This is a genomic window from Enhydrobacter sp. (assembly GCF_030246845.1).
Classification (GTDB): Bacteria; Pseudomonadota; Alphaproteobacteria; order Reyranellales; family Reyranellaceae; genus Reyranella.
Window position 1 is genome coordinate 756,647 of record NZ_CP126889.1, and the last position, 20,138, is coordinate 776,784.

Annotated in this window: 23 protein-coding genes; 9 read left to right on the forward strand and 14 right to left on the reverse strand. The window is 66.4% G+C overall.

What is annotated here, in order from left to right:
• Positions 1-60: 60 nt before the first annotated feature.
• The gene (locus tag OJF58_RS03965) at positions 61-375 is read right to left on the reverse strand and encodes a hypothetical protein (protein WP_300781780.1); all 315 of its coding nucleotides are present in this window, start codon (positions 373-375) and stop codon (positions 61-63) included.
• Positions 376-558: 183 nt separating this feature from the next.
• Here OJF58_RS03965 and OJF58_RS03970 point away from each other — a divergent pair, with 183 nt between their 5' ends.
• On the forward strand, positions 559-1,491 hold the full coding sequence (locus OJF58_RS03970; RefSeq protein ID WP_300781782.1) for a DUF808 domain-containing protein: 933 nt from the start codon (positions 559-561) through the stop codon (positions 1,489-1,491).
• Positions 1,492-1,513: 22 nt separating this feature from the next.
• On the opposite strand, the gene OJF58_RS03975 is transcribed toward OJF58_RS03970, so the two are convergent.
• Positions 1,514-1,747, reverse strand: a complete 234-nt coding sequence (locus OJF58_RS03975) for a hypothetical protein (RefSeq protein WP_300781784.1) — start codon at positions 1,745-1,747, stop codon at positions 1,514-1,516.
• A gap of 104 nt (positions 1,748-1,851) precedes the next feature.
• Here OJF58_RS03975 and OJF58_RS03980 point away from each other — a divergent pair, with 104 nt between their 5' ends.
• On the forward strand, positions 1,852-2,241 hold the full coding sequence (locus OJF58_RS03980) for a hypothetical protein (RefSeq protein WP_300781786.1): 390 nt from the start codon (positions 1,852-1,854) through the stop codon (positions 2,239-2,241).
• Positions 2,238-3,251 carry a hypothetical protein gene (locus OJF58_RS03985; RefSeq protein ID WP_300781788.1) on the forward strand — a complete coding sequence of 338 codons (1,014 nt, stop codon included), beginning with the start codon at positions 2,238-2,240 and terminating at the stop codon, positions 3,249-3,251. The genes OJF58_RS03980 and OJF58_RS03985 overlap by 4 nt, the downstream gene beginning before the upstream one ends.
• A 43-nt stretch (positions 3,252-3,294) precedes the next feature.
• On the opposite strand, the gene OJF58_RS03990 is transcribed toward OJF58_RS03985, so the two are convergent.
• The 6 genes from OJF58_RS03990 to OJF58_RS04015 are packed head-to-tail and all read right to left on the reverse strand — an operon-like array spanning position 3,295 to position 8,296.
• A complete protein-coding gene (locus OJF58_RS03990; protein WP_300781790.1) occupies positions 3,295-4,164 on the reverse strand; it encodes an isocitrate lyase/PEP mutase family protein in 870 nt (289 codons plus the stop codon).
• A gap of 11 nt (positions 4,165-4,175) precedes the next feature.
• A complete protein-coding gene (locus OJF58_RS03995; RefSeq protein ID WP_300781791.1) occupies positions 4,176-4,961 on the reverse strand; it encodes a GntR family transcriptional regulator in 786 nt (261 codons plus the stop codon).
• A complete protein-coding gene (locus tag OJF58_RS04000) occupies positions 4,958-5,725 on the reverse strand; it encodes an ABC transporter permease subunit (protein ID WP_300781792.1) in 768 nt (255 codons plus the stop codon). Before OJF58_RS04000 ends, OJF58_RS03995 begins: the two co-directional genes overlap by 4 nt.
• The gene (locus OJF58_RS04005; RefSeq protein ID WP_300781793.1) at positions 5,722-6,471 is read right to left on the reverse strand and encodes an ABC transporter permease; all 750 of its coding nucleotides are present in this window, start codon (positions 6,469-6,471) and stop codon (positions 5,722-5,724) included. Before OJF58_RS04005 ends, OJF58_RS04000 begins: the two co-directional genes overlap by 4 nt.
• Complete coding sequence (locus OJF58_RS04010) at positions 6,468-7,316, reverse strand: ABC transporter ATP-binding protein (RefSeq protein WP_300781795.1); 849 nt, start codon at positions 7,314-7,316, stop codon at positions 6,468-6,470. Before OJF58_RS04010 ends, OJF58_RS04005 begins: the two co-directional genes overlap by 4 nt.
• Entirely contained in the window at positions 7,313-8,296 is a 984-nt protein-coding gene (locus OJF58_RS04015) for an ABC transporter substrate-binding protein (protein ID WP_300781797.1), read from the reverse strand. Before OJF58_RS04015 ends, OJF58_RS04010 begins: the two co-directional genes overlap by 4 nt.
• Positions 8,297-8,458: 162 nt before the next feature.
• On the opposite strand from OJF58_RS04015, the gene OJF58_RS04020 reads away from it, so the two are divergent.
• Positions 8,459-8,866 (forward strand): GFA family protein, encoded by a 408-nt coding sequence (locus OJF58_RS04020; RefSeq protein ID WP_300781798.1) that lies wholly within the window; start codon positions 8,459-8,461, stop codon positions 8,864-8,866.
• Between the two features lie 85 nt (positions 8,867-8,951).
• Positions 8,952-9,635 (forward strand): hypothetical protein, encoded by a 684-nt coding sequence (locus OJF58_RS04025; RefSeq protein WP_300781800.1) that lies wholly within the window; start codon positions 8,952-8,954, stop codon positions 9,633-9,635.
• A 9-nt stretch (positions 9,636-9,644) separates the two neighbouring features.
• Here the strand turns inward: OJF58_RS04025 and OJF58_RS04030 are convergent, their stop codons facing one another.
• The 3 genes from OJF58_RS04030 to OJF58_RS04040 all read right to left on the reverse strand — a co-directional run bounded on the left by OJF58_RS04030 (position 9,645) and on the right by OJF58_RS04040 (position 13,139).
• The gene (locus OJF58_RS04030) at positions 9,645-9,884 is read right to left on the reverse strand and encodes a hypothetical protein (protein WP_300781801.1); all 240 of its coding nucleotides are present in this window, start codon (positions 9,882-9,884) and stop codon (positions 9,645-9,647) included.
• Between the two features lie 43 nt (positions 9,885-9,927).
• Positions 9,928-10,575: a hypothetical protein gene (locus OJF58_RS04035; RefSeq protein WP_300781803.1), complete on the reverse strand. Its 648-nt coding sequence runs from the start codon at positions 10,573-10,575 to the stop codon at positions 9,928-9,930.
• A gap of 116 nt (positions 10,576-10,691) precedes the next feature.
• Positions 10,692-13,139 carry a ligase-associated DNA damage response DEXH box helicase gene (locus OJF58_RS04040; RefSeq protein ID WP_300785155.1) on the reverse strand — a complete coding sequence of 816 codons (2,448 nt, stop codon included), beginning with the start codon at positions 13,137-13,139 and terminating at the stop codon, positions 10,692-10,694.
• Between the two features lie 28 nt (positions 13,140-13,167).
• Between OJF58_RS04040 and OJF58_RS04045 the strand changes: the two genes are divergently transcribed.
• The 3 genes from OJF58_RS04045 to moaA all read left to right on the forward strand — a co-directional run bounded on the left by OJF58_RS04045 (position 13,168) and on the right by moaA (position 16,856).
• Positions 13,168-14,205, forward strand: coding sequence for a ligase-associated DNA damage response exonuclease (locus OJF58_RS04045; RefSeq protein WP_300781805.1), 1,038 nt, complete (start codon positions 13,168-13,170; stop codon positions 14,203-14,205).
• Complete coding sequence (locus OJF58_RS04050; RefSeq protein ID WP_300781807.1) at positions 14,206-15,786, forward strand: cisplatin damage response ATP-dependent DNA ligase; 1,581 nt, start codon at positions 14,206-14,208, stop codon at positions 15,784-15,786. It begins immediately after the preceding gene.
• Between the two features lie 77 nt (positions 15,787-15,863).
• A complete protein-coding gene (gene moaA, locus OJF58_RS04055; RefSeq protein ID WP_300781809.1) occupies positions 15,864-16,856 on the forward strand; it encodes a GTP 3',8-cyclase MoaA in 993 nt (330 codons plus the stop codon).
• A gap of 6 nt (positions 16,857-16,862) precedes the next feature.
• Here the strand turns inward: moaA and OJF58_RS04060 are convergent, their stop codons facing one another.
• The 3 genes from OJF58_RS04060 to OJF58_RS04070 all read right to left on the reverse strand — a co-directional run bounded on the left by OJF58_RS04060 (position 16,863) and on the right by OJF58_RS04070 (position 19,072).
• Positions 16,863-17,804, reverse strand: coding sequence for a DMT family transporter (locus OJF58_RS04060; RefSeq protein WP_300781810.1), 942 nt, complete (start codon positions 17,802-17,804; stop codon positions 16,863-16,865).
• Between the two features lie 68 nt (positions 17,805-17,872).
• Positions 17,873-18,592, reverse strand: a complete 720-nt coding sequence (locus OJF58_RS04065; protein ID WP_300781811.1) for a gamma-glutamylcyclotransferase — start codon at positions 18,590-18,592, stop codon at positions 17,873-17,875.
• A 12-nt stretch (positions 18,593-18,604) separates the two neighbouring features.
• A complete protein-coding gene (locus OJF58_RS04070; protein ID WP_300781812.1) occupies positions 18,605-19,072 on the reverse strand; it encodes a MaoC family dehydratase in 468 nt (155 codons plus the stop codon).
• A gap of 230 nt (positions 19,073-19,302) precedes the next feature.
• On the opposite strand from OJF58_RS04070, the gene OJF58_RS04075 reads away from it, so the two are divergent.
• The gene (locus OJF58_RS04075) at positions 19,303-20,130 is read left to right on the forward strand and encodes an enoyl-CoA hydratase (protein WP_300781814.1); all 828 of its coding nucleotides are present in this window, start codon (positions 19,303-19,305) and stop codon (positions 20,128-20,130) included.
• Positions 20,131-20,138 lie beyond the last annotated feature (8 nt).

A 20,138-nucleotide genomic window follows, 5' to 3' on the forward strand; every position in this document is an offset into this window, starting at 1 on the left:
CGTCCGCCGTCGTCGCATCGCCGCGCTGGCGTGCACCCGTGCACCCATGTCATCGGAGCTCTACTTCCGACTCCCTTTGGGCGACGCCCACGGCAACATGCGCTGGCCGCTGCGCAGCCGCACGCTCCAGCGCGTCTTGCGGGTCTTCTTCCGGAGCCTGGCCCGTTCGGCCTCGCTCATCAGCAGCGGCAACTGATCGAGCACATCGCGGCCCTTGGCCGTTAGCGCCACGCGATAATCCGCGCGCGCCACCAGCAGTCCATGGCCGATCAAAAGCGCCACGATCGCGTGGCCCGCATCCATGGGATAGCCTTCGGGGCTTCTCCCGCACCGTTCGAGGATCGCCCACAGGATCGCTTCGGCCCGCACCGTCATTCGCTTCAGGCTATGACGGGCCGCCGTCATACTCCAGCAGGCTTTGCTCGCTCGTGCCGTTCGCTCGGATGGCGGCACGGCGTCGGCGAATTGCGATGGCAGATGCCGCCGGTCTGCTATGATCTCCGAAGTCGCCCGCCTCGATCCGCATCCCTAACCTTCGTCCTCCTCCACCCAACGCTGATGGCTTCCGGACTCGCAGCGCTCCTCGACGACGTGGCCGCCATCGCGAAGCTCGCCGCCGCATCCCTGGACGATGTCACCAGCGCCGCCGGCAAGGCGAGCGCGAAGGCCGCCGGGGTCGTGGTGGACGATGCGGCGGTGACGCCCGCCTATGCGGTCGGCTTCAGCCCCGCTCGCGAACTGCCGATCGTGTGGAAGATCGCGCTGGGCTCGCTCCGGAACAAGTTCTTCATCCTCCTTCCCTGCGCCCTCCTGCTGAGTGCGTTCGCCCCCTGGGCAATAACGCCTTTGTTGATGCTGGGCGGGGCTTATCTCTGCTTCGAAGCCACCGAGAAGGTGCTCGAGGCCCTTGGCAAGCACGAGGATGCCCCGCACCCTGCCGAACTGGCGCTGGGTTCTGCCGATCTCGAACGCCGGAAGGTGTCCGGCGCGATCCGGACAGATCTCATCCTGTCCGCGGAGATCACGGCCATCGCGCTTGCAAACGTATCCGACCGACCGCTGGTGATCCAGGCGGCCGCTCTGGCCCTCGTGGGATTCCTGCTGACGGTCGGCGTCTATGGCGTCGTGGCCGTGATCGTGAAGATGGACGACATCGGACTCCACCTTGCACAACGCCGCGCGCCCCTCCTTCGCCGCGTCGGCGTCGGACTGGTGCGGGCCATGCCGTCCGCGCTGGGCATTTTGGCGGCCGTGGGCACCGCGGCCATGCTCTGGGTGGGCGGTGGAATCATCGTCCACGGACTGCACGAGTTCCAGTGGGACACCGTTCCCCATTTGGTGGAGGCTGCCGGTCGCTGGGCGGGAGCGGCACCGCTCGTCGGCTCCGTTGCCGGATGGCTCGCCGATGCCTTCTGCTCGGCGGCGCTCGGGCTGGCCGTCGGCGCGTTGCTGGTCGCGGGACTTCACCTCGGCCGTGGGGCGACGCGCTAAAACCCCGGCTGTGACGCGGGCCTCAGTCCTTTCCGTGCCGATGGCTGTAGAAGATGAGCGCCATCAGGCCGATGCCGAGCCCCAGGGTGGCGAGGATGCCGAGTATCATGGCGATCCACCCGTTGGTGGACATGGCGGTGCCTTCCTTGCCGCCGGCGATACCCCAGCCTTCGTAGAGGATGACCAGGGCCAGCCCGAGCAGCGCCAGCAGAAGCGCCACGATCAGCCATGTCCCCTTCCCGCCGTGCGTCGCCATGGTGCCGTCTCGCCCTCCGAGGTCGGGTATCGTATGGGGCAAATGGGCTCCCCATCGCAAAGGTTGCATAGATCGGCGGAGCGGGCATAGTTGCCTGCACGAAGATGCCGATCCACTGGACCATATCCCATCCCACCCGCCTCGTCGTCGCTATCTGCAAGGATGTGGTCCGCCGCACCGACATCGAGGCCTACCTCGACGGCGTCGTGGTCGAGGATGCGATGCCTTACCGCAAGATCTTCGAGCTGCGCGACGCGGTGTCCGGCCTGAACGACGACGACATGATGGCGCTCGGCGCCCGGATCCAGGCCTACGCGGCGCAACCCGAGCCGATGGGGCCTCTTGCCATCGTGGCTCTCACCGACGAGCAGTACGAATATGCGCGGCGCTACGCGGTGCTCGCCACCGCCCGGCGGCCCGTCAAGATCTTCCGCGAGCTGCATCTGGCGCGCCATTGGCTCGATTCGCTGGAGACGAAGGGACTGAAAGCTTGACGTCCGGCGCTCGGTTCTGGGCGATCCTGCTGGCGGCGAGCCTTGCACCGGCGACCGTCTTTGCCTGGGGCGCCACCGGACACGAATATGTGAGCGGCATCGCCGCCGAGACATTGCCCGACGAAGTTCCCGCCTTTGTTCGCACGCCGGCCGCCATCGACACCATCGCGGTGTTCGGCCGCGAGCTCGATCGGTCCAAGGGAGCGGGGATGACGCACGACAGCGAGCGCGATCCCGGGCACTTCGTGAACTTGAGCGACGATGGAATGGTCGCAGGCGTCTTTCCCCTGGAGACGGCGCCACTCACCCGCGAGGCCTATGACACGGCCCTGCGCGCCAAGGGGTTCACGCAATACAAAGTGGGCTATCTGCCGCTCGCCATCGTCGATGGCTGGCAGCAGCTCGCGAAGGACTTCGCCTACTGGCGCGCGGCGTCGATCGGAGCCCGTAATGCAGCGATAGCGGCCGACCGTGCCTGGTTCGACCAGGATCGCCGGCGCCGCGAAGCGCTCACTCTCCGCGATCTCGGCATCTGGAGCCATTATCCCGGCGACGCCAGCCAGCCCCTGCATGTCAGCGTCCATTTCGACGGCTGGGGGCCCTTCCCCAACCCACACGGCTACACAACCAGGCGCGGCACTCACGCCCATTTCGAGGGCGCCTTCGTGCGCGCCAACGTCCGGCGCACGGCGGTGCTCGATGCCATACCCGCCTATCGCGCCTGCATCTGCACCATCCAGGACCGCGCCCGGATGGTGATCCTCGAGAGCCATCGCGAGGTCGTGCCCTTCTACGAGCTCGAGAAGGCAGGCGCCTTCAGCGACGGCAACGCAACGGGCATCGCTTTCGCCATCGCACGGCTCGCCGCCGGCGCGGCCGCCGCACGCGACATGATTGTCGACGCCTGGCGCGCCAGCGAAACCATGGGAGTCGGCTATCCCATGATCTCCGTGCGCGAGATCGAAGGCGGCAAACGTATCCTGACGCGCGACGATTTCGGTCGCGATTGACTCATCCCGAACACGGTTGGCGGGACAACAAGCAGGGCTGCCTTCACTCCGCGGCTGCCTTTACCCGATCACGGAAGGCGGTGCGGCGCTCGTCCCATTCCGCGGCGCCGAAGCGGGCGAAGGTCTTGCCGGGTGAGCCGGTCACCGGTGGAAACTTGCCGTTCTTCAGGTCGGCCAGCAGGCGATCGCAGGTCTGGATGATGCCGCCCAGCAACAGACCCGGAACGATCGCGATCGCGTAGCCCATGCGCTCTGCCGTCTCGAGCTCGATTTCCGGCGTCTTCCCGCCGCGCACGACATTTAGCAGACAAGGCCCCTTCACCCGCCTCGGCACCGCCTCGATCTCGGCCAGGGTCTGGGGCGCCTCGACGAAGGCCACGTCCGCGCCATTGGCGAGCGCGGCATTGGCGCGTTCGACGGCTTCGTCCAGCCCCGCGACCGCGCGCGAGTCCGTGCGGGCAATGATGCAGAAGTCGTTCGATCGCCGGGCAGCCGACGCGGCGCGAATCTTGGCGACGAAATCTTCGCGGCTCACCAGCTCCTTGTTGTCGAGATGGCCGCACTTCTTGGGAAATACCTGATCCTCGATATGGATAGCCGCGACGCCGGCCCGCTCGAACTCCTGGACCGTCCGAAACACATTCAGCTCGTTGCCGTAGCCCGTGTCGCTGTCGCTGATCAGCGGAATATCGATCGAGTTCACGATGCGGCTGGCATTGGCCACCATCTCGGTCATCGTCACAAGACCGTAGTCGGGATAACCCAGCGTGGCCGAGGTGCCGGCGCCGGTCATGTATGCGGCGGAGAAGCCGGCCTGCGCGATGGCACGGCCGGTCACGCAATCGATGGCGCCGGGCGCGACGACCATCTTCCGAGCGGCAAGCAGGGTGCGAAACTTGGCAGCGTTTGACATGGATCGGCTCCTCAACGTTTTCTCTTTTGAACCGGCGACGGGCGTGGTGGTGGACCGATCTGGTCGGGACGCATCTCGTAACGGAGCTTCAGATGTTCCGGCACGGCCAGCATCTCCACATACTCCACAGCGCGATCCTTCTGATCGATCATCAGGCTGCGCAGATCGATCAACGCGGCCCCCACCTTGACGCCCAGCCGCGACGCCACCAGCGGCTCCGCCAGCGCCGCCGACACGAGCTGCTGCGCCCCGACGATCTGCGCGCCCGCCCGCGCCAGCAGCTCATAGAGCGGAAGATGGTTCAATTCCTCGGCCGTGAAGGTCCGACCGATCGCCTCGGGGACGTAACTGGTGAGATGCATGACCGGCGTCCCGTTCTGCGACCGGACGCGCACGGCTCGCTGCACCGGCCTGTCCGTGCTGTCCCATAGCCGCTCGCGCGCGAAACGCGGCGCCGGTCCGTAGCCGAACTCCACGACCTTGGCGACGGTTTCCGCTCCGTAGGCCACGATGTTCTCGATCACCGACGTCATGGGCATGCGCATAGTCTGACCGATCCGTCGCCGGACCACGGTGCGACGGCCGGCGCCCCGCTCGATCAATCCGGCCTCCTGCAGGCTCGACATCGCGCGACGGACCGTGATGCGCGAGACGCTGAACAGGCGCGTCAGCTCCTCTTCGGTCGGCAACGCCTCGCCCGCGCCGTAGCGGCCGGTCGAGATGCCGTCCGCAAGCACGAGATAGATCTGGTGATGCAGCGGAGCGCCAAGCGCGCGGTCGACCACGATCCTCGTCATCTTCCGCCCGAACGCTCGATGGCCGACCCACGATGCAGGTGCTTGTCGATGGCAAGCAGAAGCGCATTGCAAACGACAGCGAAGATCGAAATGAGGACGGCGATGGCCAGGATCGTCTTCACGTCATTCAGGTCGATCGCGGTCATCAGCAGGAAACCGAGCCCGCGCTGGGAGGCAAACAGCTCGCCCAGCATCGTCCCCAGCAAGGTGAGCGAGAAGCCGATGCGCAGACCGGAGAAGATCTCGGGCAGCGCCGCCGGGACGAGGATATGCCAGCCGGTCTGCGCCGGCGTGAGCCGCATGGCGCGGCCCGTGCGCAGGTAGGTCCGATTGACATTGCGCACGGCATTCATCGTGAACAGCACAACCGGAATGATGCCGTGCAGGGCACCGAACGCCACCTTGGCCGACATTCCCAGCCCGAACAGCAGCAGGATCACGGGATAGAGCGTGATCTTGGGGATGGAATACAGCCCGACCAGGATTGGTTCGGCAACCTCTCCGGACAATCGGTGTCCACCCAGCACCACACCGATCAGGACGCCGCCCGCACAGGCGATGGCCAGAGCCTGGGCAAAGGCGACAGCCGTCTCCCGAAGATGCGGCACGAAGCGCGCCTGGCCGATCATCTCCCACAGGTAGGCGAGCGTCGGAGCCGGGGCGGTCACGGCCGCATCGCCCGCGATCTGGTGCAGCACCTGCCACAAGGCGATCAGGGCAACCACGACCAGAACCGGATCGCGAACGGCACGCAGGGCGATCATGCGCCGCGCCGGCGCAGGAGGCGCCGCTCGTAGGCGTAGACGGCCATGTTGAAGATGGTGACAGTACCCAGAACGAGCAGGATCAATCCGTACATACGCGCATTGTCGAAATTGTCATAGGCATAGGCGATCTCGTGGCCGATGCCGCTGGTCGACAGGATGAACTCGCCGGCAATGACCCCGATGAAGGAATAGGCCACCGCGAGCTTGATGCCCGACAGCAGGTGGGGCGCGGCCGCAGGAAGGCGGATACGGCAGACCTCCTGAAGGAGCGACAACCGGTGAACACGCGCCGTCTTCAGCAGCACGCGCGGCACCCGATCCAGCCCCGCTATGGTGGCCACGATCATTGCGACCATCGCGAAAAGCGTCGCCAGCACGATCAGCGGCAGTGGCCCCAGGCCGAAGATCACGATCAGCAGCGGATAGAAGGCGAAATGCGGAATGGCATAGTAGGCCGCGAGAAAGGGATTGAAGGCACGACGCAGGAACGGCAGCCGATGGAGCACGAAGCCGATGGCGAAGCCTCCCGCGACCGACAGGCCCATCGCGATCCCGACCGCCGCAAGCGTCCGCTTCAGGTGCACGCCGATATCGTCGGACCGCAGCGTCTCGACAAGCGCCACGACCATCGCGGAGGGGGCGATGACAACCGTGGACGGGATGGCTCCGGTGCGGCAGGCGACTTCGAGACTGCCCACCGCGCCGATCAGGATGGCCCCACGAATGCAGCCGGCGCGCGTCATCCGGCAGCTTTCCCCTGGCCGAGGGCACGCAGCGACTCGCCGCGCAGGTAGGACCAGAGCCTCGCCGTCACGGCGCCGAAGTCGGGGCGTTCCGCGAGACGGGAATCGCGATCCGTCGGCCAGCCGGTCTCGACGATATCGATGAACCGGCCGGGCCGCGCCGACATCACGCCGATGCGATCGGACAGCAGGTTGGCCTCGTCCAGGGCATGAGTGATGAGCAGCACCGTCGCCGACGTCTCCCGCCACAGCCGCAGCAGTTCGTCGCCCATCAACAACCGGGTCTGCTGATCGAGCGCGCCAAATGGCTCGTCCAGCAATATCAGGCGCGGCTGCATCACGAGCGTGCGCGCAATGCAAACGCGCTGCCGCATCCCTCCCGAAAGCTGGCTGGGATAGGCGCGGCGAAAGTCACGCAAGCCCATGAAGCCCAGGGCGAAGTCGACCCGCCGCCTGCTTTCGACAGGGTCGATGCCGGCCCTCCGCAGGCCGAAGAAGACGTTGTCCTCGACCGTCAGCCAGGGAAAGCTCGCGTCTTCCTGGAAGACCACGCCGATCCCATCGGGGACCTCGCCCTGCACCGGCCTGCCCTCGAACTCGACCGCACCGGCAGACGGCACCGCGAGCCCCGCCAGCACATCGAGCAAGGTCGACTTGCCGCAACCCGACGGGCCGACCACGCTGAAGAACTCGCCGGCACGCAGCTCGAGCGAGATCGGGCCCAGGGCATGGACCTCCCCGTGCCCGGCTCGCGGCGGATAGACCCGCGTCACGCGATCGAGACTCGCATGGACTTTCGGAATGGCCGCCTCGACGGCTGCCAGCCGCGGCAAGCCAGCCGTCATTGCGTTTTCGCCGTGGGCGCGAAGCTCGCATCGATCGCCGCCGTCCAGTCGATCGGAAGTTGCAGCGCGCCGACCGACGCCAGGGCATCAGCCATGGCCTCCATCAACGGACGCTTGAGCTCACCGCCGTTCCACCATGTCGGATTCTGAGACAGCGTATTCGAGACGGCACTTTCGGCGATATCAGGCGGCAGATTGTAAGCCTTGGCGAGGATCTGCGCCGCTTCCCTGGGATGAGCATAGAGATACTCCACAGCCTTGCGGCGCGCCTCGACGACCGCGCGCAGCTTCGCCCCTTGCTTGGCGATCGCCTCCTCCGTGGCGATCCCCACGGTCTGGGTGTAGGCGGGGATGCGGGATGCCAGCCATGGCAGGATCTTGTACTTCGCCCCCTCTTTCATCTTCCGCGAGTAGATCGGCTCGGGGATGATGGCAATATCCACCTTGTCGTGCTCGAGCGCCGTCAGGCCTGCGCCGAAATCGCCGATTGCAACCATCTTCACGTCGCTCGGCGCGATGTTGAACGACTTCAGGATGGCCAGGATGATGCTCTCGCTCACCGACTTCGGTCGCGAATAGACAAAGCGCTTGCCCTTCAGGTCCTCCGGCTTGTCGATCGACTCGCCTGGCCGGGTCACCCAGAATCCGCTCGAGCCGTCGGTGCCGCCGCTGATGATCTTTATCTTGAAGCCTTCCTTGATGGCGCTCAGCGCCGCCGGCAGCGCCACCTCGGCGAACAGCGTCTCGCCGGCCATCATGTTGCGCACGCTGGTGCCGCCGCCCTTCGAGGTCAGGATGCCGGTGACATCGACACCGGCGTCCTTGAAGTAACCTTTCTCGAGCGCGATCGCGTAGGGCGTTCCGTAGAGCAACGAACCGTAGTGAGTGACGACGAGGTCGTCGGCCCGCGCAGCCGACGCGGTAGCAGCCGCGATGCCCGCAAGCGCAAGCATCCAGACGGCGTTGGCCAGAGCCTTCATTCATTCCTCCGCAGCGAACGACGACCTTTGCCCTACGAGAGGCAAATCTTATTGTTATGATATTAGTACATTACAATTGCTGCGGGTCAACCCACCGGAAAAGCATTTGCCAAGGTGCCGGCCGACCGTCGAAATGCGGGCGAAGTTCATCCGGAGGATGTCATGATTCTGGAAGGCGGATGCTATTGCGGCCGTGTGCGTTATGTGGCCGAAGGCGACCCTATGATGAAGGCGCAGTGCCACTGCCGTGAATGCCAGTACATCACTGGCGGTGCGCCCAACATGTTCATCGCCATGCCTGTTGCCGGCTTCCGCTACACCAAGGGAGCGCCCAAGCAATTCAAGCGCAGTGACCTGGAGCGCCCCGTGACGCGCGAATTCTGCGCCGAATGCGGGACCCACTTGATCACCCGTCCGGTCGGCTTTCCCGCTGTGATCGTCAAGGTCGGCACGCTCGATGATCCAAGCCGGTTCGACGCACCGCGGATGGCGATCTACGCCATCGACAAGCAGGCCTTCCACCATATTCCGGCCGGTCTACCGACCTTCGAGCGCCTGCCTCAGCGATAAGGGCGCCCGCCTCACTTTTCCTCGGTCCGCGGCGTCCAGCCGATCCGGCGTTGACGTTCGTCGGCACGTGACCGATATGCCGCCAATGCGCGAGCTGAATGTCGCGGCACTGGCGTTCTCTCTTGCCTTCGGTCTCGCTGATGCTGCGAGCGCCCAGGGCGTGGCGCCCGGCGGACCAATCGGCAACAGTACCGGGATCGGCAGCGGGTTGGGCGCGCCGATCGGCGGTACGGCGCCAAGCTGGCCCAACGGCACGACTCAGCCTACGCTCCCGCCGCCACCCCCGCCTGGCGGCGGCACGGCGCCCTTCGGTCGACCGCCCGCGATTACCACGACGCGACCGCCCTCCTATCCAAAGCCACTCGAACCGTTCGGTTCGCCCACAAGCTCGGCGAGCCCATTGCTCGAGCTCCCCGCGGAGCCGACGGCCGATCTGTCGTTTCTCAAGGGCTGCTGGCGCACCGACGTCTTTCGTTATGCACATCAATCAGGCGTCGCCACCTATTGCTTCGACGATCGCGGCGTCGGACGGTTTCTGTATCGGCGACTCGACCAGCCGGCATTCTACTGCCGGGCGTCGGCGCGGGCCGGATATGCAGACCGGCTGCTTCGCCTTCAAATATCCGCGACCGCCTGCAGCGACGGCAGCTCCTATCCCGACTCCCTCGACTGCAGCCGCGGCGGCGGCGGCGTGACGAAATGCGACGGCAGGGCCATGACGGCTGCGGGATCCGAGGCCTGGACCGTCCATCTCCACCGGGTCCGGTAGTTCTTTTTGCTAGACGTAGTCCACTGCCCGCTCGAGCGCGAGGCTGAGACGGGGATTGACGTCGGCGACCTCGAGCGCCCGTTCGGTCAAGGCGCGGCGCAGGTCGATCTGGAAGCCGCTCGGCTCGTAGCTATAGCGTTCCAGGTCGCGAAAGCAGGAGGCGACGGCCTCGCGGATGGCCTCGTACTGCGCCAGCTCGTCGGGGGTGGACAAAGCAATGTCCTCGATCTCCTGGACGCAGCGTGCCATCCGCTCGCTTGGCCCGGTCCAGTCCATGGCGATGGCCGTCCCTTCAGTGGCGCACGCTCTGGATGATGTCCCGCAGCACCGGGAAGCTGCGCTCGATGGCATCGTCGTCGCCTTCGCGCGACTCGAGCTCGCGATGAAGGTAGGAGCTTAGCTTGCCGGCATGGTTCCTGGCGACCGCCAGCACCTCGAACACGTTCACCTCGCCGACGCCGTCCACCTCGCGAGGTCCCACGCTCTCGAACTCGAACTGCTCCTGCGCAAGTTCAGCGGTCCGGTCGGAGGCGCTGATCCGGTTGTCTTCCGTCGCCGCGCCCAGGCTGCAGGCAATGCCGACCGTATCGGACAAGGTCACGTAACCGCTGTGGACGCTCGTGCGCACGGTCATGAACTCGCCGGCAAAGGCCCGGCGGATCGCGACCGCGGCGCCCAGCGCACGCGCCGCATGGTTGTCATCGCCATCGCCGGCCGTGAAGAGCGCGACGACGCCGTCGCCCTTCGACTGCACCACAGTGCCCTTGTACTGGCGGATGTAGTAGGCGAGCATTTTATGGACGCGCCGCGATACGTCGGCCATCGCAGGCGCGCCGACGGTTCGCACCAGGCTCGGAAAGCCCTCGAAACGCCCGATCATGATCGTGCCAAAAACCTTCGACGCCTGTCCGTCAGGCGCCGACCCGGCGATTTTCGCCATAGCCCCTCCCCAATCCGGCGCGCTTGCGCGCGCATCCACACCCTTGATCCCGGCGGAGTCATAGCCGCGCGCCCGGCGACGCTCAATGTTTTTTGTGGCGATCGGACGGTCCCCGGCTAGGCGAGCCGGGTTGCCTCGTCGATCAGCTCCTGCGCCGCAAGGTCCAGAAGCTCGTCCTCGGCCGCACCATCGAGCACGCGCTCCTTGCCGATCTCCAGCAACACCGGCACGGCGAGCGGCGAGATGCGGTCGAGGCGGCGGTACTCGATTCGGCCCTTGGCGCGCTTCAGGAGACCGCCCAGGCGCTTCAGATCGGCGAGCTGCCAGGCAGCGTCCTGGCGCGTGGCGCGCAGCAGGATGTGATCGGGTTCGTGCTTGCGCAGGGCATCGTAGATCAGGTCGGAGCTGAAGGTGACCTGGCGGCGCGATTTCTCCTCACCGGGGAAGCGCCGCTCGATCAGGCCCGCGATCACCGCGACGTTGCGGAAGGAGCGGCGCAGCATGGTGGACTCGTCCATCCATGCCTCGAGGTCGTCACCCAGCATGTCCTCGTCGAAGAGCTGGTCGAGCTGAGCCTTGGTGGGGGGCCGCAGCCCCCACAGCCCCAGCACGTAGTCGGTGGCGACGAAGCCCAAGGGCTTGAGCCCGATGCGTTCCATGCGGCGCGTGAGCAGCATCCCGAGTGTCTGGTGGGCGTTCCGGCCTTCGAAGCAGTAGGCGACGATGAATTGCCTGGATCCGCGCGGGAAGCCTTCGATCAGGAGGTTGCGGCTGTCGGGCAGGGTCGAACGCCAGCGCTGCAGGTTCAGCCATTCGCGTACCTCGGCCGGGAGCTTGGGGTGGCGCGCGGGATCCTGCAAGATTCCGCGCACGCGATCGGCGAGGAAGGTCGAAAGCGGCAGGCGGCCGCCGCCATAGGCCGGCACCTTGGGCTCGCCCGTGGTTGCCAGCGAGCACAGCGCCACCAACTCCTTCACCCCCTCGAACCGCAGCAGGCGGCCGGCGAAGACGAAGGTGTCGCCGGGCACGAGTCCCTGGATGAACGCCTCCTCGACTTCGCCCAGCATCGGGCCCCGCCGCAGCTTCACCTTCAGAAGCGGCAGCTCGACGATGGTGCCGACATTCATCCGGAACTGCCGCGCCACCATGGGCGAGGCGAGCATCCAGCGGCCGTCGGGAAGCTGCCTCAGCCGGTGCCAGCGCTCGTAGGCCGCGAGGGCATAGCCGCCGGTCGCGACGAAATCGAAGGTATCGTCGAAATCCTTGCGCGGCAGGTCGCGATAGGGTTGTGCCCGGCGCACCTCGTCGAAGAAGGCATCGCGGTCGATCGGCTGGGCGCAGGCGGTGCCGACGATGTGCTGCGCCAGCACGTCGAGACAGGCCGGCCGCGGCGGATCGCCGTCGAGCTCGCGGGCCTCGATCGCCTCCAGTGCCGCCAGCGATTCCAGGACCTCGAACCGGTTGGCCGGCGCGATCATGGCCCGGCTGGGCTCGTCGAGGCGGTGATTGGCGCGGCCGATCCGCTGCATCAGGCGGCTCACGCCCTTGGGCGCGCCCATCTGGATCACGAGGTCGACGTCGCCCCAGTCGATGCCGAGATCGAGCGACGAGGTCGCGACCACGGCACGCAGCTTGCCCGCCGCCATCGCCGCCTCGACCTTGCGCCGCTGCTCGACCGCGAGCGAGCCATGATGCAGGCCGATCGCGAGATTGTCCTCGTTGATGCGCCACAGCCGGTCGAAGGTAAGCTCGGCCTGGGCGCGCGTATTGACGAACACGATCGAGGTCTTGTGCTGGCGGATGATGTTGTAGACCTCGGGCACCGCGTGTTGCCCCATATGGCCGCCCCAGGGCAGCCGCTCGTGGGCGTCGATGATGGTCACTTGCGGCGATGCGCCAGGCTCGCCCTGCACGATCTCGACCCCTTCGCCCTCCCGCAAACACAGATAGTCCGCGAGCTCGGGCGGGTCGGCGACGGTCGCGGACAGGCCGACAAAGCGCGCCTGCGGCGCAAGCGCCGCCAGCCGAGCCAGGCAAAGTGCCAGATGATGGCCGCGCTTCGAGGTCGCGAAGGAATGCAGCTCGTCGATGATGACGGCACTCAGGCTCGCGAAGAATTTCTCGGCGTCCGGATAGGAGAGCAGCAGGGCCAGCGACTCGGGCGTCGTCAGCAGCAGGTCCGGCGGACGCTCGCGTTGGCGCAGCCGGCGACTCTGCGGCGTGTCGCCTGTGCGGCTCTCCGCGCGCACCGGAAGCTGCATCTCGGCGATGGGCGCCTCGAGATTGCGGCGAATGTCGTTCGCCAGGGCTTTCAGTGGCGAGATGTAGAGCGTATGCAGCTCACCCTTGCCCTTGGCATGGGCCAGATCCTTGCCGGCGTGGCGACGCTCCGTCAGCTCGATCAGGGAGGGCAGGAAGCCCGCCAGGGTCTTGCCGCCGCCGGTCGGCGCGATCAGAAGCGCACTCTTGCGCCTGGCCGCCAGATCGACCAGGGCAAGCTGGTGCCGCCGAGGCGCCCAGCCGCGGCTTTCGAACCAGCGTGCAAACAGGCCCGGCAGCTCCATATCTACGGGGTAAAGTGCGTCCCTTTCGATGGCAACCGACACGCTAGACCCCGCCGCTCCGAATCCGCGGACCTGGCTCTACCCGACGCCGCGCGGTCTCTACTGCGCGCCCGGCGATTTCTACATCGACCCGGCAGTTGCCGTGCCGCGCGCGCTGATCACGCACGGCCATGGCGATCACGCCCGGCCGGGTCACCGTAGTGCGCTGGCCACATCCGAGACGCTCGCGATCATGCGCCTGCGCTTCCAGGGCATGCCCGATACGCAGCAGCAGGCGCTGAAATACGGCGAAAGCATACGGATTGGCGACGTCGAGGCGAGCCTCGTTCCAGCCGGCCACATCCTCGGCTCGGCCCAGGCGGTGCTGGAGCACAAGGGCCAACGGATCGTCGTCTCCGGCGACTTCAAGCGCCGGCCCGATCCGACCTGCCCGCCGTTCGAGCCGGTGCCATGCGATGTCTTCATCACCGAAGCCACCTTCGCGCTCCCTGTCTTCCACCATCCCTCCGATGCCGGCGAGATCGGCAAGCTCCTGCGCTCGTTGCAGACCTTTCCCGAGCGCACTCATTTGGTCGGCGTCTATGCCCTCGGCAAGTGCCAGCGTGTGATCAGGCTGCTGCGCGCGGCCGGGTACGACAAGCGGATCTGGCTGCATGGCGGGCTCGCCTCGCTCTGCACGCTGTATCGGCAGCACGGCATCGATCTCGGCGACATCGCGCTCGTTTCGGACGCCGTGATCGAGACGTTCAAGGGCGCGATCGTGCTCTGCCCGCCCTCTGCCATCGCCGATCGCTGGTCGCGCCGCTTCTTCGATCCCGTGCCGGCCATGGCCTCAGGCTGGATGAGCGTGCGCGCCCGGGCGCGCCAGCGCGGCGCCGAACTGCCGCTGGTCATCTCCGACCACGCCGATTGGTCGGAGCTCAAGCAGACCCTGGCCGACGTCGGCGCCCCGAAGGTGTGGGTGACGCACGGCCGCGAGGAAGCGCTGGTCCACTACGCCCGCTCGATCGGCATCGAGGCCGAGGCGCTGCATCTTGCCGGCCGCGAAGAGGAGGACGACTCCTAGGTGCAGGCCTTTGCCGAGCTGCTGGACTCGCTTTCCTTCCAGCCCGCCCGCAACGCCAAGCTGCGGCTGATCGAGACCTATCTGCGCGAGACGCCGGATCCGGACCGCGGCTGGGCGCTTGCCGCCCTGACGGGCGGGCTCGACTTCCCCACCGCCAAGCCGGCCCTGCTGCGCGGGTTCGGCGAAGACAAGATCGGACCGGAGCTGTTCCACCTCTCCCACGACTATGTCGGCGATCTCGCCGAGACCCTGGCGCTGATCTGGGAGGTCGATCCAACGGCCGGTCCGCCGCCCAGCCTGGGCGAAGTGGTCGAGACGCTGCAGCGCGCCACCAAGATGCAGACGCCGGCGATCCTGAAGCGCTGGCTGGACGCGCTCGACGCCACCGGCCGCTGGGCGCTCCTGAAGCTGCTGACCGGGGCGCTGCGCGTGGGCGTCTCAGCACGACTTGCCAAGCAGGCCGCCGCCAATATCGGCAACCGGCCGGTGGCCGAGGTCGAGGAGGTCTGGCACGGCCTCTCGGCCCCCTATCGGCCGCTGTTCGAGTGGCTGCTCGCGGACGGACCCAAGCCTTGCAGCAACATGGGCGGCGCCTTCCTGCCGCCCATGCTCGCCAACCCGATCGACCGCGCCGAGCTCGAGACGCTCGACCCCGCCCATTTCCGCGCCGAATGGAAATGGGATGGTATCCGCGTGCAGGTCGCCTCGTCCGGTGGCGTGAAGCGGCTCTACAGCCGCGCCGGCGAGGATATTTCGGCCGCCTTTCCCGACATCATCGAGGCGATCGACTTCGACGGCGTGTTCGATGGGGAGCTCCTGGTCCGCCGCGAGGAGGCCGTCGCTCCGTTCAACGATCTGCAGCAGCGGCTGAACCGCAAGACCGTGACTGCCAAGATGCTGAAAGAGCATCCCGCGCATGTGCGGCTCTATGACATGCTGTGGCTCGAAGGCCGGGATCTGCGAGGACTCTCCTTCGATGAGCGCCGGGCGCGGCTGGAGGCCTGGATGGCCGAGCGGCCGCATCAGCGCCTCGACGTGTCGCCCCTTGTGCGCTTCACCGATTGGGCCCACCTCGCCGAGCTGCGCGAGGGCATGCGGCAGGATGGAATCGAAGGGCTGATGCTGAAGCGCGGCGACAGCCCCTACCTCGCCGGCCGGCCGAAGGGTCCGTGGTTCAAGTGGAAGCGCGATCCGATGCTGGCCGACTGCGTGATGATGTACGCGCAGCGCGGCCACGGTAAGCGCAGCTCCTTCTACTCCGACTACACGTTCGGTTGCTGGCGCGAGGCGGCCGAGGGCCGACGCGAGCTCGCCCCCGTCGGCAAGGCCTATTTCGGCTTCACCGATGAGGAGCTGCGCTGGCTCGACAAATGGGTGCGCGACCATACCGTCAATCGGTTCGGGCCGGTGCGCGAGGTCGCGCCGGAGCTGGTGCTGGAAGTCGCCTTCGACGGCGTGGCGCGATCCACCCGGCACAAATCAGGTGTGTCGCTGCGCTTCCCGCGCATCAATCGCATAAGGACTGACAAGCCGGCGGCGGAGGCGGACACCGTCGACAACCTGCTGCGTCTTGTCCCATAAGCCGGCCGGACGGCGAGGACTCTCCGCGTTTCGAGCCCCTTGCAGTGGTTGTGAGCGATCCCCATTATCCGACTGTCATGATCGATCCCTTCGGCCGGCACATCACCTATCTGCGCGTTTCGGTGACCGATCGCTGCGACTTCCGCTGCGTCTACTGCATGGCCGAGGACATGACCTTCCTGCCGAAGGCCGATGTACTGTCGCTGGAGGAGCTGGAGCGCCTGTGCTCGGCCTTCGTGCGGCGCGGCGTCCGGAAGCTGCGCATGACGGGCGGCGAGCCTCTGGTGCGCAAGAATGTGATGTCGCTGTTCCGCGGCCTCGGGCGTCATCTCGACAATGGCGCCCTCGACGAGCTCACACTCACGACCAACGGCAGCCAGCTCGCCAGATACGCCCGCGAGCTCGCCGGCATCGGCGTACGCCGCGTGAACGTCTCGCTCGACACACTCGACAGGGAGAAGTTCCGAGAGATCACGCGCTGGGGCGATCTCGATCAGGTGATGCGCGGTCTCGACGCGGCCCAGCAAGCCGGCCTACACGTGAAGATCAATACAGTCGCGCTGCGCGGCGTCAATGACAGCGAGTTCGACGATCTGATCCGCTTCAGCCATGGTCGCGGCATGGATCTGGTGCTGATCGAGGTCATGCCGATGGGTGAGATCGGCGGCGAGAATCGGCTGGAGCAATATCTGCCGCTGTCCCTGGCGCGCACCGAGATCGCCCGCCACTTCACGCTCACCGAGAGCGACTACCGCACCGGCGGGCCGGCGCGCTACTTCACGGTCGAGGAAACCGGCGGGCGACTGGGCTTCATCACACCGCTCACCCATAACTTCTGCGAGAGCTGCAACCGCGTGCGCCTCACCTGCACCGGCACGCTCTATATGTGCCTGGGCCAGGAGGATGCGGCCGACCTGCGCGCGCCGCTGCGCGCCTCCGAGAGCGACGATCTGCTCGATCAGGCAATCGACGAGGCCATCGCACGCAAGCCCAAAGGGCACGACTTCGTCATCGACCGCCGCCACACCGCCCCTGCCGTTCGCCGCCATATGAGCGTCACCGGCGGTTGAGTTCTCTCACGCCGCCTGACCGGTCCGCGTATCGCCCGTCGTGACCTGCGCGCGCCGCACCGCCTCGCGGTGCGAGATGTACATGGCGCTGCCGAAGATCACGGCCGCGCCGACAAAGGTCCAGACGTCCGGATGCTGGCTGAACAGGAGAAAGCCCAGCAGGGCGTTCCAGAGAAGCGACAGGAAGCCGATCGGCTGCAGCAGGGTGATATCGGCGAGCTGGTAGCCGTTCTGCTGGCAGAGATGGCCGAGCGTGCCGCACAGGCCCGCCGCCACGAACCACAGGATGTCGGCCCAGCTCGGCGTCTGCCAGAACCAGAGCGCAATGGGCGCGGCGAACAGGACGATCGTGAAATTCTGCCAGATGACGATCGTGTTGGCGGAATCGGTGCGCGCCAGCGCTTTCGAGATCAGGTTGGAGGCCGAGAAGATCGGCGTGCTGGCGAGGATGCAGAGGGCGCCGATGCCGATATCGCCGAAGCCCGGCCGGATAATGATCATGGCGCCGACGAAGCCCACCAGCACGGCCATCCAGCGCCGAAGCCGGACGTCCTCGCCAAGGAACAGCGCGGCGCCGATGGTGATGAAGATCGGTCCCGTGAAGCCGAGCGCCGTCACGCTCGCCAGCGTGGTGAGCGGCAAGCCGACGAACCACAGGAACATGCCGCCGGCATGGAGCGCCCCGCGGAAGATGTGCAGGCTGGCGCGACGCGTGTGCATCGCCGCATAGGGGCCGCGCCGCACGAAGATCGGCAGCAGGAACAGCGAGCCGAAAAAATAGCGCAGGAATGCCATCACATAGGGATTGAGGTGCTGCGCCGGAATCAGCGTGAAGACGTTGAGAAGTGCGAACAGCACGCCCGAGATCCCGACCCACAGAATGCCGCGCAGATTGGGCGACAGCGTGCTCCAGCGCGCAGCGAGAGAGGACGTCGGGGATGAAGCCACGCGGCGATTATGTCACAGCGGCTGCAACAGCACACGCCACCGGGGGCCGTGGATTTCGAGCCTCGGCTTTATTCGGCTGCCTTGGCGTCGCCGTCCGTCGGTAGGGCCGGGGGCTTTGCATCGTCGCCACGCAATCGTGCGACCCGCTCCATCAGCTCCTCGATATAGGGATCGTGAATGCCGAGCGCCCGCGCATGAACAGCGGTATTGATAAGGTAGTCGCGACAGGCGCCGCGGCGCCCCTCGGCAAAAGCGATATGGTGGGCGGCGCGCTCCATCGACAGATCGCCGCAGTACTGGCAGTGGCTGGTGTCGACCTCGAAGGTCACCACCGTGACCGTGCGGCCGTCCCGCAGCCTGGCGGGAATCCATCGCGGCTTGTAGACGCCGGACAGCATCTCGCGATTCCAGACGATGGCCAGTTCGCTGCGCACCTGGTGCGGCGCGAGCCGGTAAGCGATGCCCTCGCAGCGGCCGCCCTCTTCCAGCGCCAGCATGAGGCCCGGCAGCTCCGGCGTGCCGCGACCCATCGGCGTCCAGAAGCAGAAGGAGCGCCTCACGCCTTCCACGAGGCAGGGCGACGCTTCGGCATACTCGATGACTGGGTTCCACATCAGCGAGCCGTAGGCGAACACCCAGGCGTCATCTCCCGGCGCATAGCGGGCAAGCGCCTCCTTGAGGCTCGCTTCGCGTTGCTCGGCGGTCAGGAAGAAATCGTAGCCGGCCTGGTGAGCGTCCCGAACGATCTGTTCGATCCGTTCGTGGCTGAGTTCCTCACGCTTGAGCAACGGAGACTCCGCTCAGAGGCCGTAGACGATGGACATGGTCTCGGCCACGCAGGCCGGGCGCTCCTGTCCTTCGATCTCGATCGTCATCTGGTTGGTGAGGCGGACGCCGCCGCCGGCCATCGGTTCGGCGGCGAGAAGCTTGGCGCGCGCCCGCACGCGCGAGCCGGCCGGCACGGGGCTCGTGAAGCGCACCTTGTTGCAACCGTAGTTGATGCCGTTGCGCACATTGTTGATGTGCGAGATCTGATGATTGAGCATCGGGATGAGCGACAGCGTCAGGAAGCCGTGCGCGATCGTCTTCCCGCCGGGCATGTCCTTCTTGGCGCGCTCCACGTCGACATGGATCCATTGATGGTCGCCGGTTGCATCGGCGAAGCGGTTGATCCGGTCCTGCGTTATCTCGACCCAGTCGCTGACCCCGATCTCCTGGCCCACATACTTGTGCATTTCGTTGGGGTGGGCGAACTCCCGTTTTGCCATTTCTTACCTCGGCACTCTTCTTTTACTGGACGCACAACATACCATAGGATTCTCGACGCGGGCCAAATCCACCTCGGCCGGCCACTAGTGTTACGACAATTCTTGCGAGAACCCCAGCCCCCGACGGCCCGCTATCGGGTGCCAATTGTAGCGACGGCGTCCCGTTTGTATCGTCGCGCGGTTCCTCGACTCTTGCGAGGCGCAAAATTGCATAGGAGGAAATCCCATCGATGGCTTACGAAACCGTGCTCTACAACGTCTCCGATTGCATTTGCACGATCACCCTCAACCGGCCGGACAAGCTCAACGCCTGGACCCGCCAGATGCATCTCGACCTCAAGGATGCAATGCAGACCGCCAGGACCGATCGCGGCGTGCGCGTCATCATCCTGACCGGCGCAGGACGCGGTTTCTGTGCGGGTGCGGACATGGGCGGCCTGCAGGCTATCGGGGCGGGTACGGTCGGCACCGCTGATCGCAAGCCCACTGTCGAGCCGAATCTCCCCGGTGGCAGCACCCTCGCCGATTTCCGCATGACCTATTCGTACTTCCCGTCGATTCCGAAATTCATCATCGCTGCGATCAACGGTCCGGCGGCCGGGCTTGGCTTCGTCATTCCGCTCTATGCCGACCTCCGCTTTGCCGCCGAATCGGCCGTGTTCACGACCGCATTCGCCCAGCGCGGCCTGATCGCGGAGCACGGGGTGAGCTGGCTGCTGCCCAGGCTCGTCGGCCTGCCGACGGCCCTCGACCTTCTCTGCTCCGCCCGCAAGTTCCGCGCCCCGGAGGCCCTGTCGCTGGGGCTGGTCAGCCGGGTCATTCCCGACGACAGGCTGATGGCCGAGACGCGCGCCTACGCCCGGCTGATGGCCGACACGGTCTCGCCCCGGTCGGTCGCGGTGATGAAGCGGCAGCTCTGGGAGGCACAGTTCCAGACCCTGGCCGAGGCTACCGTCCAGGCCAACCACGAGATGGAGCTCTCGTTCCGCACTGCCGACTTCAAGGAGGGCGTCGCCCATTTTCTCGAGAAGCGCGCGGCGCGCTTCACCGGAAGCTGACGGGTTCT

Bases quoted from the DNA above. Each gene is read 5' to 3' on its own strand.
- OJF58_RS04070 (WP_300781812.1), bottom strand. From the start codon at position 19,072: ATGGCAAAACGGGAGTTCGCCCACCCCAACGAAATGCACAAGTATGTG.
- OJF58_RS03965 (WP_300781780.1), bottom strand. From the start codon at position 375: ATGACGGTGCGGGCCGAAGCGATCCTGTGGGCGATCCTCGAACGGTGC.
- OJF58_RS04005 (WP_300781793.1), bottom strand. From the start codon at position 6,471: ATGACGCGCGCCGGCTGCATTCGTGGGGCCATCCTGATCGGCGCGGTG.
- OJF58_RS03990 (WP_300781790.1), bottom strand. From the start codon at position 4,164: ATGTCAAACGCTGCCAAGTTTCGCACCCTGCTTGCCGCTCGGAAGATG.
- OJF58_RS04010 (WP_300781795.1), bottom strand. From the start codon at position 7,316: ATGACGGCTGGCTTGCCGCGGCTGGCAGCCGTCGAGGCGGCCATTCCG.
- OJF58_RS04045 (WP_300781805.1), top strand. From the start codon at position 13,168: ATGGCAACCGACACGCTAGACCCCGCCGCTCCGAATCCGCGGACCTGG.
- OJF58_RS04035 (WP_300781803.1), bottom strand. From the start codon at position 10,575: ATGGCGAAAATCGCCGGGTCGGCGCCTGACGGACAGGCGTCGAAGGTT.
- OJF58_RS04030 (WP_300781801.1), bottom strand. From the start codon at position 9,884: ATGGCACGCTGCGTCCAGGAGATCGAGGACATTGCTTTGTCCACCCCC.
- OJF58_RS03975 (WP_300781784.1), bottom strand. From the start codon at position 1,747: ATGGCGACGCACGGCGGGAAGGGGACATGGCTGATCGTGGCGCTTCTG.
- OJF58_RS03995 (WP_300781791.1), bottom strand. From the start codon at position 4,961: ATGACGAGGATCGTGGTCGACCGCGCGCTTGGCGCTCCGCTGCATCAC.
- OJF58_RS04000 (WP_300781792.1), bottom strand. From the start codon at position 5,725: ATGATCGCCCTGCGTGCCGTTCGCGATCCGGTTCTGGTCGTGGTTGCC.
- OJF58_RS04020 (WP_300781798.1), top strand. From the start codon at position 8,459: ATGATTCTGGAAGGCGGATGCTATTGCGGCCGTGTGCGTTATGTGGCC.
- OJF58_RS04015 (WP_300781797.1), bottom strand. From the start codon at position 8,296: ATGAAGGCTCTGGCCAACGCCGTCTGGATGCTTGCGCTTGCGGGCATC.
- OJF58_RS04025 (WP_300781800.1), top strand. From the start codon at position 8,952: ATGCGCGAGCTGAATGTCGCGGCACTGGCGTTCTCTCTTGCCTTCGGT.
- OJF58_RS04040 (WP_300785155.1), bottom strand. From the start codon at position 13,139: ATGGAGCTGCCGGGCCTGTTTGCACGCTGGTTCGAAAGCCGCGGCTGG.
- OJF58_RS03970 (WP_300781782.1), top strand. From the start codon at position 559: ATGGCTTCCGGACTCGCAGCGCTCCTCGACGACGTGGCCGCCATCGCG.
- OJF58_RS04075 (WP_300781814.1), top strand. From the start codon at position 19,303: ATGGCTTACGAAACCGTGCTCTACAACGTCTCCGATTGCATTTGCACG.
- OJF58_RS03980 (WP_300781786.1), top strand. From the start codon at position 1,852: ATGCCGATCCACTGGACCATATCCCATCCCACCCGCCTCGTCGTCGCT.
- moaA (WP_300781809.1), top strand. From the start codon at position 15,864: ATGATCGATCCCTTCGGCCGGCACATCACCTATCTGCGCGTTTCGGTG.